This is a genomic window from Amycolatopsis sp. TRM77291 (assembly GCF_054166285.1).
This window is the reverse complement of record NZ_JBSZHF010000001.1, coordinates 3,859,028-3,879,152: the sequence shown is the minus strand read 5'-3', so window position 1 is coordinate 3,879,152 and position 20,125 is coordinate 3,859,028. Positions and strand designations below refer to the sequence as shown.

2 pseudogenes are annotated in these 20,125 nt (G+C 73.1%); both read left to right on the top strand.

What is annotated here, in order from left to right:
• Positions 1-7: 7 nt before the first annotated feature.
• Positions 8-19,966 (top strand): annotated as a pseudogene (locus ACXIZN_RS17900) (SDR family NAD(P)-dependent oxidoreductase); the annotation flags it as partial.
• Positions 19,926-20,117: pseudogene (locus ACXIZN_RS17895) on the top strand (hypothetical protein); the annotation flags it as partial. The pseudogenes ACXIZN_RS17900 and ACXIZN_RS17895, both read left to right, overlap by 41 nt.
• Positions 20,118-20,125: the final 8 nt, after the last annotated feature.

Below are 20,125 nucleotides of genomic sequence, written 5' to 3'. Positions count from 1 at the left end.
GGACACCGTGGGTGAGAACGACAAGCTTCGCGACTACCTGACGCGAGTCACCGGCGAACTGCAGCGCACGCGCGGCAGGCTGGCCGCGTTGGAGGACCGCGCCGCCGAACCGATCGCGATCGTCGGCATGGGCTGCCGGTTCCCCGGCGGCGTACGCACGCCGGAGCGGTTCTGGGAACTCCTGACCGCCGGGGAACACGGGATCACCGGGTTCCCCGAAGACCGCGGCTGGGACGTCGGCGCGCTGATCGACCCGGACCCGGACCACCTGGGCACCAGCTACGTCGACCGAGGCGGATTCGTGGAGGGCGCCGGGGAATTCGACCCGGAGTTCTTCGGTATCTCGCCGCGCGAGGCCGTCTCGATGGATCCGCAGCAGCGGCTCCTGCTGGAGACGTCGTGGGAGGCGCTGGAACGCGCCGGGATCGACCCCACCTCGCTGTCCGGTGGCCGCGCGGGGGTCTTCGTCGGCACCAACGGCCAGGACTACGGCCGTGACCTGCCCAAGGGCGTCGAAGGCGTCGAGGGTTACCTCGGCACCGGCATCTCCGGCAGTGTCCTTTCCGGACGGATCTCCTACGTGCTCGGGCTCGAAGGCCCGTCGGTCACCGTCGACACGGCGTGCTCGGCGTCGCTGGTCACGCTGCACCTCGCCGTCCGGGCGCTGCGCGCGGGGGAGTGCGACCTCGCGTTGTCCGGCGGCGCCACCGTGATGGCGAGCCCGGACGCGTTCATCGAGTTCTCGCGTCAGCGCGGCCTCGCGCGCGACGGCCTGGTCAAGGCATTCGCCGCCGGGGCCGACGGCACCGCGTGGGGCGAGGGCGCCGGCATGATCGTGCTGGAGCGGCTTTCCGACGCCCGGCGCAACGGGCATCCGGTGCTGGCCGTGGTGCGCGGCTCGGCGGTCAACTCCGACGGCGCGTCCAACGGTCTCACCGCGCCGAACGGGCCGTCGCAGCAGCGTGTCATCCGCCAGGCGCTGGCCGACGCTCGACTGTCCACAAAGGATGTGGACGTGGTCGAGGCGCACGGCACCGGCACGACGCTGGGCGATCCGATCGAGGTCCAGGCCCTCCAAGCCACCTACGGCCGCGACCGTGGGGAACGCGGCCCGCTGCTGCTCGGTTCGGTCAAGACGAACATCGGGCACACCCAGGCCGCGGCGGGGGTCGCCGGGATCATCAAGATGGTCCTGGCCCTGCGCAACGGAATCCTGCCCGCGAGCCTGCACATCGACGCCCCGAGCCCGCAGGTCGACTGGTCGCCGGGAACGATCGAGCTGCTGACCTCCGCCCGACCCTGGCCGTCGGGGGAGATCCGCCGGGCGGGTGTCTCCTCGTTCGGCATCAGCGGCACCAACTCCCATGTCCTGCTGGAACAGGCACCCGAGCCCGAAGAGTCCACAGTGGACGTCGTCGCCCCGCCAGTGGTGCCGTGGGTGTTGTCCGGCCGGACTCCGGCGGCGCTGCGCGCACAGGCCCGCGCGCTGCTGGACGTCGAGGGCGATCCGGCGGGCATCGGCTGGTCGCTGGCCGCGACCCGGACCGTCTTCGAGTACCGGGCCGTCGTCACCGGCCGGGACGAGGAGACTCTGCGTGCCGGTCTGACGGCGATCGCCGAAGGAGAGCCAGCCCTGGGCGAAGTGACCGACGGCGGTCTCGCGGTCTGTTTCACCGGACAGGGTTCCCAGCGGCTCGGCATGGGCCGCGAACTGTACGAGGCGTACCCGGTGTTCGCCGCCGCGTTCGACCAGGTCTGCGAGCTGCTGCCGGGGGTGCGCGAGATCGTCTTCGGTGACGACGCCGCCGCGTTGAACGACACGGCGAACGCCCAGCCCGCGCTGTTCGCGCTGGAGGTCGCGCTCTACCGGCTTGCCGAATCCTGGGGCGTGGTCCCGGACTTCCTGGTCGGGCATTCCGTCGGCGACTTCGCCGCCGCGCACGTCGCGGGCGTCTGGTCGCTGGAGGACGCGGCCGCCCTGATCGCGGCGCGTGGCCGCCTGATGAGCGCCTTGCCGCGCGGCGGCGCGATGTGCGCGATCGAGGCGACCGAGGACGAGGTCCGCGCCGCGCTGGTCGCGGGAGCGGACGTCGCGGCCGTCAACGGTCCGCGCGCGATCGTCGCCTCGGGCACCGAAGACGCCGTGCGGGCGGTCGCGGGAGTGTTCGCCGGGCAGGGCCGCCGCACCAAGCACCTCGCCGTGTCCCACGCGTTCCACTCGGCGCTGATGGACGGCATGCTCGACGACTTCGCCGCCGTCGCCCGCCGGGTCACCTACAAGACACCGAAGATCGCGCTGATCGCGGGCGTCACCGGCCGCATCGCCGAAACCGCCGAAATCCTCGACCCGGCCTACTGGGTGCGGCACGTGCGCGAAGCCGTGCGGTTCGCGGACGGGATCGGCGCGCTGGCCGACGCGGGCGTCACCCGCTTCCTCGAACTGGGCCCGGACGGCATCCTTTCGGCCGCGGGTCAGGAAAGCGCCGAGGGCTTGTTCGTGCCCGCGCTTCGCCGCGACCGGCCCGAACCCGAGACCTTCGTCGCCGCCCTGGCCGCGGTGCACGTCCACGGCGGGAAGGTCCGCTGGGCCGCCGCGTTCGACGGCGCGCGCCCGGTCGACCTCCCCACCTACCCGTTCCAGCGCGAGTTCTACTGGCTTCCCTCGACCCACGCCGCCGGTGACGCGGCCGGTCTGGGCCTCGGTTCGCTCGGCCATCCGCTGCTCGGCGCGGCCGTTTCGGTCGCCGACGCGGGCGGATTCCTGTTCACCGGCAGCCTTTCGCTCCGGACGCATCCGTGGCTGGCCGACCACATGGTGCACGGCCAGGTCGTCGTGCCGGGCACCGCGCTGGTCGAACTCGCCGTACGCGCCGCCGACGAAACCGGCCTGGCCGTACTGGAAGAACTGACGCTGCAAACCCCGTTGGTGCTCCCGGAAAGCGGCGCGGTCCAGGTGCAGCTGTGGGCCGGCGCGCCGGAGGACTCCGGCCACCGGTCGCTCACCGTGCACTCGCGCCCACACGGCACTGGGGACTGGACATTGCACGCGACGGGTGCGCTCGCCCCAGCTGCTCCCACCCCGGACTGGGAGCTGACCGAGTGGCCGCCGCCCGGCGCCGAAGCCGTGTCCCTCGACGGCCGCTACGCCGAACTCGCCGCGGCCGGCCTGGAGTACGGCGAGATCTTCCAAGGTCTGCGTTCCCTGTGGCGCGACGGCGACCACACCTACGCCGAGGTGTCACTGCCCGAGGCCGCCCGCGACCAGGCGGGCCGGTTCGGCCTGCACCCGGCGCTGCTGGACGCGGCGCTGCACGCCCTCGCCGAGGGCGACGGCCCCGCTCGCCTGCCGTTCGCCTGGAGTGACGTCGTCCTGCACGCCTCCGGCGCGGCCGAGCTGCGTGTCCGGCTCACCCCATCCGGTGCCGACGCGGTCAGCCTGCGCGTGGCCGACGGGACCGGTGCGCCGGTCGCCACCGTCGGTTCCCTGGTCGTGCGCCCGGTTTCGGCCGGTCAGCTGCGGCCCGCCGCCACCCGTGACGGCTTGTACGAGCTGGCCTGGCGGCCGATCGCCGCGCCGGAAACCGAAGCGCCGAGCTGGGCGCACTTCGCCGACGTCACCGGTGAGGTCCCCGAGATCGTCGTGTACCGCGCCGAGGGTGACGACGTGCACGCCGTCGCCGGCGCCACGCTGGACGTCCTCCGGACCTTCCTCGCCGAAGAGCGTTTCTCCGCATCGAAACTTCTTGTCCACACTGGACAGTCCGATGTGGATCCGGTCGCCGCCGCGGTGTGGGGGCTGGTGCGCAGCGCGCAGTCCGAGCATCCGGACCGGTTCCTGCTCGCCGACGCCGACGAGCTGACCGACGCCGTACTGGCCTCCGGTGAGCCGCAGATCGCCGTCCGCGACGGCGAACTCCGCGTGCCGCGTCTCGTCACCCCCGAATCCACCGGCCGTCTGCTCCCGCCGCCCGGAAACTGGCGGCTCGGCCTGTCCGGCAAGGGCACCTTCGACCACCTCACCCTGGAGCCGCTGCCCGACGAGCCGCTGGGCCCGCAGGGCGTCCGGGTCTCCGTCCGCGCCGCCGGGCTCAACTTCCGTGACGTGCTCAACGCGCTCGGCATGTACCCCGGCGAGGCCGGGCTGCTCGGCAGCGAGTTCGCCGGGACCGTCATCGAGGTCGGCGCCGGCGTCACCGACCTGCGCCCCGGCGACCAGGTGATGGGCCTCGTCTCCGGCGGTGCCGGCCCGGTCGCGATCGCCGAACGGCCGATGATCACCCGAAAACCCGCGGACTGGACCTACGAGCAGGCCGCTTCGACACCGCTGGTGTTCCTCACCGCCTACTACGCGCTGGTCGACCTGGCCGGGCTCAAGGCGGGCGAGTCGATCCTCATCCACGCCGCCGCCGGTGGCGTCGGAATGGCCGCCACGCAGGTCGCGCGCCATCTGGGCGCCGAGGTCTACGGCACGGCCAGCGAGAGCAAGCAGTACGTGCTGCGCGACGCCGGTCTCGACGACGCGCATATCGCCTCCAGCCGCACCCTCGACTTCGAGCAGCGGTTCAGCGGTATCGACGTCGTCCTGAACGCGCTCGCCGGGGACTTCGTCGACGCCTCCATCCGCACGATGGCGCCGGGCGGCCGGTTCCTGGAGATGGGCAAGACCGACATCCGCGAGCCCGAGGGCGTCCACTACCGCGCCTTCGACCTGATCGACGCCGGACCGGAGCGGACCGCGCAGATGTGGGACGCGCTGACCGCGCTGTTCGACTCGGGCGCGCTCGCCCCGCTGCCGACCCGGACGTGGGACGTCCGCGAGGCGCGGGAAGCGTTCCGGTTCCTCAGCCAGGCCAAGCACATCGGCAAGGTCGCGCTCACCATGCCGCGCGCGCTCGACCCGGACCGGACGGTGCTGATCACCGGCGGCACGGGTGGTCTCGGCGCCCTGATCGCCCGCCATCTCGTGACCGCGCACGGCGTCCGGAAGCTCCTGCTCACCAGCCGCCGCGGCCTGGACGCGCCGGGTGCGCGGGAGCTGGTGGCCGATCTCCGCGAAACCGGTGCCGAAGTGAAGGTCGTCGCCTGCGACGTCTCCGATCGCGACGCAGTGGCGGCGCTGCTCGACGGCGTCGACCTGACCGGTGTCGTGCACGCCGCCGGTGTCCTGGACGACGGCACCATCGACGCGCTCACCCAGGAGCGGCTCGACTTCGTGCTCGGGCCGAAGGCCGACGCGGCCCGGCATCTGCACGAACTCTCCGGCGACCCCGAACTGTTCGTCACCTTCTCCTCGGCGGCCGGTGTGCTCGGTGCGCCGGGGCAGGGCAACTACGCGGCGGCCAACGGGTATCTCGACGGTCTCGCCGCCCACCGCCGTTCGCTCGGTCTCGCCGGGCAGTCGCTGGCCTGGGGGCCGTGGGCCGCGGGCATGGCGGAAACCCTCGGCGAGGCCCACCTCGCGCGCCTTCGCGCCGGGGGAACTCCCGCGCTCGCCGTCGAGGACGGCCTCGCGCTGTTCGACGCCGCCCTCGCCGCCGGGGCGCCGCTGGCCGTCCCGGTCCAGCTGGACCTGCCGGTGCTCACCGCGTCCGGACCGCTCCCACCGCTGCTCGGCGCGCTGGTCAAACCCGGCCGCCGGACCGCGAAATCAGGCGGTGGACAGGACTCTTCGCTGGCCAGGCGGCTCGCCGGGCTGACCGAGGCCGACCAGGACCGCGAACTGCTCGACCTCGTCCGCACCCAGGTCGCCCTCGTGCTCGGGCACGTCAACGCCGCCACCGTCGAACCCGGCCGCGGGTTCATGGACCTCGGTTTCGACTCGCTGACCGCGGTCGAGCTGCGCAACCGGCTCGGTTCGGTGACCGGGCTGCGGCTGCCGTCGACGGTGATCTTCGACCATCCGACCCCGGTCGCGCTCGCCGGCTACGTGCGTTCCGAGCTGCTCGGCGACCTGACCGCCGGGCCGCGTACCCGTGCCCGCGTCACCGACGACAGCGAACCGATCGCGATCGTCGCGACCAGCTGCCGGTTCCCCGGTGGTGTGAACACGCCGGAAGACCTGTGGCGCCTCGTCTCCGAGGGCCGCGAAGGGCTCACGGAGTTCCCCGCCGACCGTGGCTGGGACCTGGCGGCCCTGTTCGACCCGACGCCGGGCAAACAGGGCGTCTCGCACACCCGGACGGGCGGATTCCTGCCCGACGCGGGCGACTTCGACCCGGAGTTCTTCGGCATCTCGCCCCGCGAAGCGCTCGCCATGGATCCGCAGCAGCGGCTGCTGCTGGAGATCGCGTGGGAGGCGTTCGAACGCGCGGGGATCCCGCCGGGCACCTTGCGCGGTAGTGACACCGGTGTCTTCACCGGCGCGATCTACCACGAATACGCCTCCCGGCTGACGAAGATCCCGGAGGAGGTCGAAGGATTCCTCGGCACCGGCACGTCCGGCGCGATGATGTCCGGCCGCGTCTCCTACACCTTCGGGTTCGAGGGGCCCGCCGTGTCGGTGGACACGGCGTGCTCGTCGTCGCTGGTCGCGATGCATCTGGCGAGCCAGGCGCTGCGGTCGGGGGAGTGCTCGCTCGCGCTGGCGGGCGGTGTCACGGTGATGGCCAACCCCGACCCGTTCGTCGACTTCAGCAAGCAGAACGCGATGGCGGTCGACGGCCGCTGCAAGGCGTTCGCCAACGGGGCCGACGGCGTCAGCTGGGGTGAGGGCGCCGGGTTCGTCCTGCTGGAGAAGCTGTCCGACGCGCGCCGCAACGGGCACCCGGTCCTCGCGCTGCTCAAGGGTTCCGCGGTCAACCAGGACGGCGCGTCCAGTGGTCTCACCGCGCCGAACGGGCCTTCGCAGCAACGCGTGATCCGGCAGGCACTCGCCAACGCCGGACTGTCCACTTCGGACGTCGACGTCGTCGAAGCGCACGGCACCGGAACCAGGCTGGGCGACCCGATCGAGGCGCAGGCCCTGCTGGCCACCTACGGCCAGGACCGCGAAGAGCCGCTGCTGCTCGGCTCGGTGAAGTCGAACTTCGGGCACACACAGGCCGCGGCGGGTGTGGCCGGGGTGATCAAGATGGTCGAGGCGATGCGGCACGGCGTCGTCCCCGCGACGCTGCACGTCGACGCGCCCTCGGCCCAGGTGGACTGGGACACCGGCGCGATCCGCGTGGCCACAGGGTCCGCGGGCTGGCCGGAGACCGGCCGTCCGCGCCGGGCGGGCGTGTCGTCGTTCGGGTTCAGCGGGACCAACGCGCACGTCGTGCTCGAACACGTTCCCGCCCCGGAGACCGAGGAGCCGGCCGCCCGGCCCGCGATGCTGCCCTGGGTGCTCTCCGGACGTTCCGAGGAAGCGCTGCGGGCGCAGGCCGCGCGGCTCGCGAACCTGACGGCCGACCCGCTCGACGTCGCTTTCACGCTCGCCACCGCCCGGACCGCGCACGAACGCCGCGCGGTCGTCGTCGGGGTCGACCCGTCGGTGCTGCGCGCCGGGCTGGCCGCGTTCGCCGACACCGGCCGGGCCGCCAACGTCGTCTCGGGACGGGCGGTCACCGGCAGGCTCGCGGTCCTGTTCACCGGCCAGGGTTCCCAGCGCATCGGTATGGGCCAAGGCCTTTACGAGACCTTCCCGGCGTTCGCGGCGGCGTATGACGAGGTTGCCGCGCTGCTCCCGCTCGAGGGCGATCTCGACCGCACGGGTACGGCGCAGCCCGCGATCTTCGCGCTCGAAGTGGCGTTGTTCCGGCTCTTCGAGTCCTGGGGCGTCACCCCGGACCTGCTGGCCGGGCATTCGATCGGTGAGATCGCGGCGGCGCATGTGGCCGGGGTGTTCTCGCTGGAGGACGCGGCGAAACTGGTCGAGGCGCGTGGCCGGTTGATGGAGGCGTTGCCCGAGGGCGGCGCGATGGTCGCGGTCCAGGCGTCCGAGGACGAGGTGCGCGAGTACCTGTCCGAAGAGGTCTGTCTGGCCGCGGTGAACGGTCCGCAGGCGATCGTTCTGTCCGGTGTGGACGGTCCGGTCCGCGAGGTCGCCGCCCGGTTCGCGAAGGAAGGCCGTCGAACCAAGCATCTCGTGGTGTCGCACGCGTTCCATTCGTCACTGATGGAGCCGATGCTGGCGGAGTTCGCCGAAGTGGCGGAAAGCTTGAGCTACCACGAGCCGCGGATCCCGATCGTGTCCACAGTGGCCGAAGCGGCGGATCTGACCGACCCGGCGTATTGGGTGCGCCACGTCCGCGAAACCGTGCGGTTCGCCGACGGGCTCGCGGCGTTGACCGCCGAAGGTGCCACCACGTTCCTCGAACTCGGACCGGACGCCGTGCTCAGCGCGCTCGTCGACGGCGGCGTGTCCGCGTTGCGCAAGGATCAGGACGAGGCCCGGACCGCGATGACCGCGCTGGGTGCCGTGCACGCCGCGGGCGCACCCGTCGACTGGGACCGCTTCTTCGACGGCACCGGCGCGCGGCCGGTGAACCTGCCCACGTATCCGTTTCAGCGCCGTCGTTTCTGGCTGCTGGCCCCGCCTGGCTCCGGTGACGCCACCGCGCTCGGCCTCGGCGCGCTCGACCATCCGCTGCTCGGCGCCGCCGTCGCGCTGCCCGAACGCGGCGGGCTCGTGCTCACCGGCAGGCTGTCGCTCGACGAACAGCCGTGGCTGGCCGGGCACCGCGTCCGTGGCGCCGTCCTGCTGCCCGGCACCGCGTTCGCCGAACTGGCCGTGCGGGCGGGTGACGAGGTCGGTTGCGGAACCGTCGAAGAACTGACGCTGCAAGCACCGCTTGTGCTCACCTCGGCCCCGGTGCAGCTGCGAGTGTCCCTTTCGGACAGTGGTGCCCTGGCGGTGCACTCCCGTCCCGAGGACGGCGACTGGACGCTGCACGCCACCGGATCGGTGACCACGGCCACCGAGGAACCCTCCGCGCTTAACGAATGGCCGCCGTCCGGCGCGGAACCTGTTGACCTGGATGGCTTCTACTCCGCGCTCGCCGACGCCGGGCTCGGCTACGGCGACCCGTTCCGCGGGCTGCGCGCCGCTTGGCGCCAGGGTGACGAGGTCTTCGCCGAGGTCGCGCTGCCCGAGGGCACCGACGTGCGCGGATTCGGGCTGCACCCGGCCCTGCTCGACGCCGTGCTGCACGCCGTCGGCCTGACCGGCGGCCCGGCACGGCTGCCGTTCTCCTGGACCGGGCTGGCGTTGCACGCCACCGGTGCGACCACCCTGCGGGCCAGGCTCACCCCGGCCGGTCAGGACGCGGTTTCCTTGCGTGTCACCGATGGAACGGGCGCTCCGGTGCTCTCGGTCGCGTCGCTGAGCCTGCGGCCGGTCGGTGACGGGCCACTGCCCAGCGCCGCTTCCGACGCGCTGTTCGGCATCGACTGGATTCCCGTCGCGTTGCCTTCGCAGGCCGAAGACGTCGCCGTCTGCGAAGCCGAGTCGGTCGAGGTCGCGCTGGAGGCGTTGCAGACCGCTGAAGACCGGCTCGTCGTGCACCTCACCGGTGACGGCCCGGAGCACGCCGCCGTCGCCGGGTTGGTGCGCAGCGCGCAGGCCGAGTCCCCGGACAAGTTCGTCCTGGTCCACGGCGCCGGCGATGCCCGGATCGCGGCGGCCACCGGTGAGCCCGAGATCATGCTCACCGACGACGGTCCGCGCGTTCCCCGGCTGACGCGGTCCCGCGCGACCGCCGACCCCGACTGGACTCTCGATGGCACCGTGCTGGTCACCGGCGGTACCGGTGGACTCGGCGCGCACGTCGCCCGTCGGCTCGTCGAGCGGCACGGCGTCCGTCATCTGCTGCTGGCCGGACGCCGGGGTGCCGACGCTCCCGGTGCCGAAGAACTGCGGGAGGAGCTCGCCGCTCTCGGCGCGGAAGTGACGATCGCCGCCTGCGACGTCGCCGACCGGTCCCAGCTGGAGTCCGTGCTCGCGCTCGCCGAGCCGCCGCTCAGCGGGGTGGTGCACGCGGCGGGCATCCTCGACGACGGTGTCCTCTCCGCGATGACGCCCGAGCGGCTCGCCGCCGTGGCCGGACCGAAGGCCGAGGCCGCGCGGCATCTGCACGAATTGACCACTGACCTGAAGCTGTTCGTCACGTTCTCCTCGATCGCCGGCGCCCTCGGCGCTCCCGGTCAGGCGAACTACGCGGCCGCCAACGGCTACCTCGACGGTCTCGCCGGCCTCCGGCGCGCGCAGGGCCTTCCCGGCACGTCGATCGCCTACGGCCTTTGGGAAACCGGCATGGGCGAGGGCCGCGGTGGCGCGGCACTGCCCGTGGAGGCCGGGCTGGAGCTGTTCGACCTGCTGGCTCTCGGTGACGACCCGCGGCCCGTCGCGGCCAAGCTCGATCTGGCCGCGCTGCGGGCCGAGGCCGAGGTACCGCATGTGCTGCGGAGCCTGGTCCGGCCACGACGTCGCCGTGCGGCGGAGGAAGCGGAAGCCGCGGGCCTGCGGCAACGTCTGGCGGGTGTACCCGCCGGGGAGCGCACGCGGCTGCTGACCGAACTGGTGCGCACCGAGGCCGCGCACGTCCTCAGCCACACCAGCCCCGACGCCGTCGAAGCCGAACGCGCCTTCGGTGACCTGGGTTTCGACTCGCTCACGGCGGTCGAGTTCCGCAACCGGCTCGGCACGGTCACCGGACTGCGGCTCCCGGCGACCCTCACCTTCGATCACCCGACCCCGCTGGCGCTGGCCGAGTTCCTGCTCGCCGAACTGCTCGACGAACCCGCCGACGCGACCCCGGTCTTCACGGCCGCCCGCGCCGACGGCGACCCGATCGTCATCGTCGGCATGGCCTGCCGTTACCCGGGCGGCGTGACGTCGCCGGAAGAACTGTGGGACCTCGTCGCCGGCGGCCGCGACGGCGTGACCCGGTTCCCCGAGGACCGCGGCTGGGACGTCGACGGCATCTACGACCCCGACCCCGACCAGCCGGGCAAGACCTACACCCGTGAGGGCGGATTCCTCCACGACGCCGGTGACTTCGATCCGGAGTTCTTCGGGATCTCGCCGCGGGAAGCGCTCGCGATGGACCCGCAGCAACGGCTGCTGCTCGAAGTCGCCTGGGAGGCGCTCGAACGCTCGGGCACCGATCCGACGTCGCTGAAGGGCAGCCCGACCGGGGTGTTCGCGGGTGTCATGTACCACGACTACGGCACCCGGCTCGGCAACGACGTTCCCGACGACGTCGAGGGTTTCCTCGGCACCGGCACCTCGGGTTCCGTGCTGTCCGGACGGGTCGCCTACACCCTCGGGCTGGAAGGCCCGGCGGTCTCGGTCGACACCGCGTGCTCCTCGTCGCTGGTCGCCCTGCACTGGGCGACGCAGGCGCTGAAGTCGGGGGAGTGCTCGCTGGCGCTGGCCGGTGGTGTCACCGTGATGGCGACGCCGGAGACCTTCATCGGATTCTCGCGTCAGCGCGGCCTCGCCGCCGACGGCCGCTGTAAATCCTTCTCGGCCGACGCCGACGGCACCGGCTGGGCCGAGGGCGCCGGGATGCTCGTGCTGGAACGGCTTTCCGACGCGCGCCGCAACGGGCACCGCGTGCTCGCGGTCGTCAAGGGCTCGGCGGTCAACTCCGACGGCGCGTCCAACGGTCTCACCGCCCCGAACGGTCCTTCCCAGCAGCGCGTGATCCGTCAGGCGCTGGCCGCCGCCGGTGTCCCGTCGTCCACTGTGGACGCCGTCGAGGCGCACGGCACCGGTACGACGCTGGGTGACCCGATCGAGGCGCAGGCGCTCCTGGCCACGTATGGCCGCGAGCGTGACGGCGAACCGCTGTACCTCGGCTCGGTGAAGTCGAACTTCGGCCACACGCAGGCCGCGGCGGGCGTCGCCGGGATCATCAAGATGGTCCAGGCGATGCGCCACGGTGTCCTGCCGCCGACGCTGCACCTGGGCGAGGCGACCCCGCACGTCGACTGGGAAGCCGGTGACGTCGAGCTGCTCGCCGAAGGCCGGGAGTGGCCGGAGACCGGGCGGCCGCGGCGGTCCGCCGTGTCGTCCTTCGGGATCAGCGGGACCAACGCGCACGTCATCCTCGAACAGCCTCCGGCCGAAACGCCCGCCCCGCGCGAGGTCGTGGCTCCCGCGCTGGTGCCGTGGGTGCTGTCGGGCCGCGCCGAGAACACCTTGCGCGAGCAGGCCGGGCGCCTGCTCGGCCGCGACGGTGAGCCGGTCGATGTCGGTCTGGCGCTCGCCACGACCCGGACCGCGCACGAGCGGCGTGCCGTCGTACTCGGCGCCACCGGCGCGGATCTCCGCACCGGACTCGAAGCACTGGCCGAAGGAGCGACCACACCGTCGGTCGTCGCCGGACGGGTACTGCCCGGCCGGACGGCGTTCCTGTTCACCGGTCAGGGATCGCAGCGTCCCGGTATGGGCGAAGGGCTTTACGCCGCCTTCCCGGCGTTCGCCGCGGCGTACGACGAGGTCACCGCGCTGCTCCCGGCAGGCGGCGACCTGAGCCGCACCGGTGCCGCGCAGCCCGCGATCTTCGCGCTGGAGGTCGCGCTGTACCGGCTCGCCGAGTCGTGGGGCATCGTGCCCGACTTCGTGGCCGGGCATTCGATCGGCGAGATCGCCGCCGCGCATGTGGCGGGCGTGCTTTCGCTGGAGGACGCGGCCAAGCTCGTCGAGGCCCGCGGACAGCTGATGGAGGCCCTGCCGGAGGGCGGCGCGATGGTCGCGGTCCAGGCGAGTGAGGACGAGGTGCGCGAGCACCTGACGCCGAAGGTGTCGCTGGCCGCCGTCAACGGCCCCGACGCGGTCGTTCTCTCGGGAGCCGCGTCACCGACGCTCAAATTGGCCAAGAAGTTCGAGAAGCTCGGCCGCCGCACGAAGCGGCTGGACGTCTCGCACGCGTTCCACTCGGCCCTGATGGAGCCGATGCTCGACGAGTTCGCCGCCGTGGTGCGGGAACTCGGCTTCTCCGCGCCGAAGATCCCGTTCGTGTCCACTGTGGACGGCGAGCGCACCGGACGCGTGGCCGAACCGGAGTACTGGGTCGAGCACGTCCGCGCCACCGTCCGGTTCTCGGCCGGGCTCGCGTGGCTGCGCGAGGCCGGGGTGACCAAGTTCGTGGAACTCGGCCCGGCCACCGTGCTGACCGCGCTCGCGGACGACGGCCCGGACACGTTCGCGGCGTCGTTCCTGCGCGCCGACCGCGACGAGGCGGAGACCGCCCTCACCACGGTGTCCGCCGCGTACACCCGCGGTGTTCCCGTGGACTGGGCCGCGGTGTTCCGCCCGACCGGCGCCCGCGTCGTCGACCTGCCGACGTCGGTGTTCGACCGCCGCCGCTTCTGGCTCGCCGCCGGGTCCGGCGCGGGCGACGTCACCACCGCCGGGCTCCAGGCCGCCGGGCACCCGCTGCTGGGCGCCGCCGTGCCGTTCGCCGACGGCGACGGCTGGGTCCTCACCGGACGGCTTTCGGTCGCCACGCATCCGTGGCTGGCCGGGCACGCCGCGTTCGGCGAGGTGCTCGTCCCCGGCACCGGCCTGCTCGAACTCGCGGTCCGCGCCGGTGACGAAGCCGGCTGCGGAGGCGTGGAGGAACTGACCCTGGCCGCGCCACTGGTGCTGCCGCCGCACGGCGCCCTGGACGTCCAGGTGCTCGTCGGCGCGGCGGGCACGGGCGGACGACGCCCGGTTTCGGTGCATTCCCGTGCCCCGCAAGGGGAGTGGACCGAGCACGCCACCGGCACCCTCGCTCCCGAGGCGGCCGCCGTGCCGTCCGGCCTGACCGAGTGGCCGCCCGCCGCCGAGCCGATCTCCCTCGACGGGTTGTACGCGGACATGGCGGCCGCGGGTCTCGACTACGGCCCGCCGTTCCGCGGGCTGGTCGCCGCCTGGCGCGACGGGGACACGGTGTTCGCGGAGGTCGAGCTGCCCGAGGGCACCGAAGTCGACGGCTTCGGCCTGCATCCGGCGCTGCTCGACGCCGCACTGCATACGATCGGCCTCCTGCCGGGCGAGGGCACGCGGCTGCCGTTCCTGTTCGGCGGCGTCACGCTGCACGCCACCGGCGCCACCGCGCTGCGCGTCCGGGTCACCCCCGCCGGATCCGGTTTCTCCTTGCTGGCCACCGACACCACCGGTGCTCCGGTCGCCACGATCGGCATGGTCGCCGTCCGGGCCGCGGAGGCGCCCAGGCAGCGCGGCACGGATTCGCTGTACGAGCTGACGTGGGTCGAAGTGCCCGCCGACGGCGAAACCAGCGCAGACGTCCAGGTCTTCACCGCGCCGGACGGCGAGCCGCGTGCCGCGCTCGCCGCGACCCTCGCCGCCGTCCAGGAATTCCTCGCCGACGGCGGGACGCGCATGGTCGTGTGCACGGGCGACACCCCGGCGGGAGCCGCCGTCCGCGGTCTCGTCCGCACCGCCGCGTCGGAGCACCCGGACCGGTTCGTCGTCCTCGAAGGCGGCGGTATCGATGACGTGGCGAAAGCGCTCGCCACCGGCGAACCGCAGGTCCGGATTCGCGGCGGCGTCGCGGAAGTCCCACGGCTCGCCCGGACCACGGCGGGAGAACCCGCCGTCTGGGGCGAGGGCACGGTTCTCGTCACCGGCGGCACCGGCGGGGTCGGGGCGGCCATCGCCCGGCACCTGGCGCCGCGGGTCACCCGGCTGGTGCTCACCAGCCGCCGTGGTCTCGACGCGCCCGGCGCCGCGGAACTGGCGGAAGAACTCGGCGCCGAGGTCGTCGCCTGCGACGTCACCGACCGCGACGCGCTCGCCGCGCTGCTCGACGGGATCGAGGACCTCACCGGCATCGTGCACGCCGCCGGTGTGCTCGACGACGGCGTCGTCACCGAGCTGACCCCGGAGCGCTTCGACACCGTGCTGCGGCCCAAGGCCGAGGCGGCGCACGCGCTCCACGAACTCACCCTCGGCAGGCAGTTGACCCAGTTCGTGCTGGTGTCCTCGGTCTCCGGGATCCTCGGCGGCCCGGGGCAGGCCAGCTACGCCGCGGCCAACGCCCTGCTCGACGACCTCGCGCGCCGCCGTCACGCGGAGGGGCTGCCCGCTCGTTCGCTGGCGTACGGGCTGTGGGCCAACGGTATGGGCGGTCAGTCCGATGTGGACCGCCTGGCCCGCGCCGGTTTCGGCGCGCTGACCGACGAAGAAGGCCTGGCACTGTTCGACGCCGCGCTGGCCGCTCCGACGCCGGTCCCGGTTCCGGTCAAGCTCGACCTGGCGACGTTGCGCACGCTGGCCCGCACGAGCGAGCCCGCCCCCGCGCTGCGCGGCCTTGTCCGGATGCCGAAGCGGCGGGGTGCGGCCAACGCCGCGGCCGCCGCCGGGCTGACCGCGACGCTCGCCCGGCTTTCGCCCGACGACCAGCTCTCGCATCTGGCCGGCCTCGTCCGCGGCCACGTGGCCGACGTGCTCGGACACGGCACCGCGACGTCGATCGAAGCCGGTCGCGCGTTCACCGAACTCGGCTTCGATTCGCTCACCGCCGTCGAACTGCGCAACCGGCTCGGCGAGGCGACCGGTCTGCGGCTACCCGCCACGCTGGTGTTCGACCACCCGAACCCGGCGGCGCTGGCGGCCCACATCCGCGGCGAACTGGCCGGTGACGAGGCAGGTGTGGACACCGAGCCGGTCAGGGTGGCCGAGCCGGACGAGCCCATCGCCATCGTCGCGATGAGCTGCCGGTTCCCGGGCGGGGTGAGCTCGCCGGAGGACCTGTGGCGTCTGGTCGCCGAGGGGACCGACGCGATCACGCCGTTCCCCTCCGACCGCGGCTGGGATCTCGACCGGCTCTACCACCCGGACCCCGACCACCCCGGCACCAGCTACGCCCGCGAAGGCGGCTTCCTGCACGACGCCGCCGACTTCGACGCCGAGTTCTTCGGCATCTCGCCGAGGGAGGCGGTCACCGTCGACCCGCAGCAGCGGTTGCTGCTGGAGACCGCGCAGGAGGCGTTCGAGCGCGCCGGGATCGACCCGGTCTCACTGCGCGGCAGCGCCACCGGCGTGTTCGCGGGCGTCATGTACGACGACTACGCGTCGCGGCTGGCCGCCACCCCGGACGGGATGGAAGGCCTGCTCGGGACCGGCAGCGCCAGCAGCGTGCTGACCGGCCGGGTCGCCTACACCTTCGGGCTCGAAGGCCCGGCGGTCTCGGTCGACACGGCGTGCTCGTCCTCGCTGGTCGCCCTGCACTGGGCGGCGCAGGCGCTGCGCTCGGGTGAATGCGGGCTGGCGCTGGTCGGCGGTGCGACCGTGATGGCCAGCCCGAACCCGTTCATCGAATTCTCGCGTCAGCGCGGCCTCGCCGCCGACGGCCGCTGCAAGCCGTTCGCGGCCGCGGCCGACGGCACCGCCTGGGCCGAGGGCGCCGGATTCCTGCTCCTGGAACGGCTTTCCGACGCGCGCCGCAACGGACGCCACGTGCTGGCGGTCGTGAAGGGCAGCGCGGTCAACCAGGACGGCGCGTCCAACGGCATGACCGCGCCCAACGGACCCTCGCAGCAGCGGGTGATCCGTCGCGCACTGGCCGCCGCGGGCGTCGAGTCGTCCACTGTGGACGCCGTCGAGGCGCACGGCACCGGGACCGCGCTGGGCGATCCGATCGAGGCACAGGCGCTCCTGGCCACCTACGGCCAGGACCGCGACGAGCCGCTGTGGCTGGGCTCGGTGAAGTCCAACATCGGCCACACGCAGGCCACCGCCGGGCTCGCCGGGATCATCAAGATGGTCGAGGCGATGCGGCACGGCGTCCTGCCCGCGACCCTGCACGTCGACGAGCCGTCCCCGCACGTCGACTGGGAAGCGGGCGAGGTCCGGCTGCTCACCGAGGCACGGCCGTGGCCGGAGGCGGGCCGTCCCCGGCGGGCGGCGGTGTCGGCGTTCGGGATCAGCGGCACCAACGCGCACGTGATCCTGGAGCAGGTCCCCGAACCTTCCGTGCCCGCGCGGACTCCGGCGCCGCCGTCGCTGCTGCCGTGGGTGCTCAGCGCCCGGACCGAGGAGGCGCTGCGAGCCCAGGCCGGACGGCTGCTCGGCACCGTCGGATTCGCCGACCCGGTCGACATCGGCTACGCGCTGGCGACCACCCGGACCGCGTTCGAACGGCGTGCGGTGCTCACCGGCGACGCCGACGCGTTGCGCACCGGGCTGGCCGCGCTCGCCGGCGGCCGGAGCACCCCGGAGGTCGTCACCGGCCGTGCCACGGAAGGAAAACTGGCACTGCTGTTCACCGGGCAGGGTTCCCAGCGGCTCGGCATGGGCCGAGGGCTCTACGAGGCGTTCCCGGTGTTCGCGGCGGCGTATGACGAGGTAGCCGCGCTGCTCTCGCTCGATGGCGACATCGATCGCACCGGCACCGCGCAGCCCGCGATCTTCGCGCTGGAAGTCGCGCTCTTCCGGCTCGTGGAGTCGTGGGGGATCCGCCCCGATTTCCTGGCCGGGCATTCGATCGGGGAGATCGCCGCCGCCCACGTGGCCGGGGTGTTCTCCCTGGAGGACGCGGCGAAGCTCGTCGAAGCACGCGGCCGGTTGATGGAGGCGCTACCCGAGGGCGGCGCGATGGTCGCGGTCCAGGCGTCCGAGGACGAGGTGCGCGAGTACCTGTCCGAAGAGGTCTGTCTGGCCGCCGTCAACGGACCTGAAGCGGTCGTTCTGTCCGGTGTGGACGGTCCGGTCCGTGAGGTCGCCGACAGGTTCGCGAAGGAAGGCCGCCGGACCAAGGCCTTGGTCGTCTCGCACGCGTTCCATTCTTCGCTGATGGAGCCGATGCTGGCGGAGTTCGCCGAAGTGGCGGAAAGCTTGAGCTACCACGAGCCGCGGATCCCGATCGTGTCCACAGTGACCGAAGCGGCGGATCTGACCGACCCGGGCTACTGGGTGCGCCACGTGCGGGAGACCGTGCGTTTCGCCGACGGTGTCCGCGCGCTCGCCGAAGCGGGTGTCACCCGGTTCGCCGAATTGGGCCCGGACGGCGTGCTCTCCGCGATGGGTCTCGACAGTGCCCCCGACGCGATGTTCGTCCCGGTGCTGCGCAAGGACCGCGACGAACGGCAAACCGCCGCCCTCGCATTCAGCCGACTAATCGCGACGGGGGCCGAGGTCGACTGGACGGCGTTCTTCGACGGCACCGGCGCCCGTGCGGTCCCGCTGCCCACGTACGCGTTCCAGCGTGAGCGGTTCTGGCTCGACCCGCCCGCCGTCGCCGGCGACGCCGCCGGGCTGGGCCTGGCCGCGGCCGGGCATCCGCTGCTCGGGGCGACCGTGCCGACGGCGGGCGAGGACGGCCTGGTCGGATACGGCAGGCTTTCCCGCGCGGCACAGCCGTGGCTGGCCGATCACGCGGTGCTCGGCACCGTGCTGGTCCCCGGCGCGGCACTGGTCGAACTCGCCGTCCGGGCAGGCGACGAACTCGGCTGCGCCCGCGTGGCCGAATTGACCATCGCCGCGCCGATGGTGCTGCCGGAGACCGGCGGGCTCGCGGTGCAGGTCGTGGTCGGGGCCGCGGACGACGACGGACGGCGTCCGGTGTCGATCCACTCCCGGCTCGACGAGGCCCCGTGGACCGAGCACGCGACCGGCCTGCTCGCCCCCGGCGACGCTTATCCGGCCGCCAAGGACACCGCGTGGCCGCCCGCCGGAGCCAAGGCTCTCGACGTCACTGGGCTCTACCCGGGGCTCGCCGACGCGGGCCTGGAGTACGGGCCGGTGTTCCAGGGCCTCACCGCCGCCTGGCTCGTGGACGACCAGGTCTGCGCCGACCTCGAACTGCCCGCGGTGGCACACGCCGACGCCGGGAAGTTCGGCCTGCACCCGGCCCTGCTCGACGCCGCGCTGCACGCCATCGGCCTGCTGCCGGGCAACGCCGAGACCACCCGGTTGCCGTTCCTCTGGCGTGACGTCGTGCTGCACGCGGCCGGCGCCACCGCCGCCCGGGTCCGGGTCGCCGCCTCCGGGACCGGCTCGGTGCGGCTGGAGCTCACCGACGGTGCCGGAGCGCCGGTGCTGACCGTGGGATCGTTGCTGCTGCGCGAGGTCACGGACATCGGCCCGGCGGATCCGTCCACTTCGGACTCGCTGTTCCGGCTCGGCTGGTCCCAGATCACGACCGGGTCCCCGGCCGCGTCGACGGAGCTGCTCTCGGCGGTGCCGGGAGCGGGCGGGACCCCGGAGGCCACCCACGCGCTTCTGCGGAGCACGCTGGGAAAGCTGCAGGAATGGCTGGCCGAAGAGAAGGACGCCACCCTCGTGGTGCGCACCGAGAACGCGGTCGCTGTGTCCACTACGGACAGTGTCGAGCCGGCTTCGGCCGCGGTGTGGGGAATGGTCCGCAGTGCCCAGTCGGAGAACCCCGGCAGGCTGGTGCTGCTCGACGCGGCCGAGGCCGACGTCGACACCGCGCTGGCCGTGCTGGGCGACGAAACCCAGCTGGCCGTGCGGGACGGCGTCGTCCACGCCGCGCGGCTGCTGACCGCCGCGTCGTCGCCGGATCTCGCGCCGCCGTGGCACGAACCGGCCTGGCGCCTCGACAGCGTCGTCAAGGGCACCCTCGACCGGCTCTCCTTCGAGCCGTACCCCGATGTGCTCGAACCGTTGCTGCCGCGCGAGGTCCGGATCGCCACCCGGGCGGCCGGGACGAACTTCCGCGACGTGCTCAACGTGCTCGGCATGTACCCGGGTGACGCGGGCCGGATCGGTTACGAGGCCGCCGGTGTCGTCACCGACGTCGGCTCCGAGGTGACCGACCTCGTGCCGGGTGACCGCGTGATGGGCCTGGTGCACGGCGGATTCGGCCCGCTCACCTTCGCCGACCGGGATCTGCTGGCCAAGATGCCCGAGGGCTGGACGTTCGAAGAGGCCGCGTCGGTACCGCTGGTGTTCCTCACCGCTTACTACGCGCTGACCGATCTCGGCGCGCTGAAGAAGGGCGAGTCGGTGCTCATCCACGCGGCCGCCGGTGGTGTCGGGATGGCCGCCACGCAGCTCGCGCGGCATCTCCGTCGAGGCGCACGGCACCGGGACCGCGCTGGGCGATCCGATCGAGGCACAGGCGCTCCTGGCCACCTACGGCCAGGACCGCGACGAGCCGCTGTGGCTGGGCTCGGTGAAGTCCAACATCGGCCACACGCAGGCCACCGCCGGGCTCGCCGGGATCAT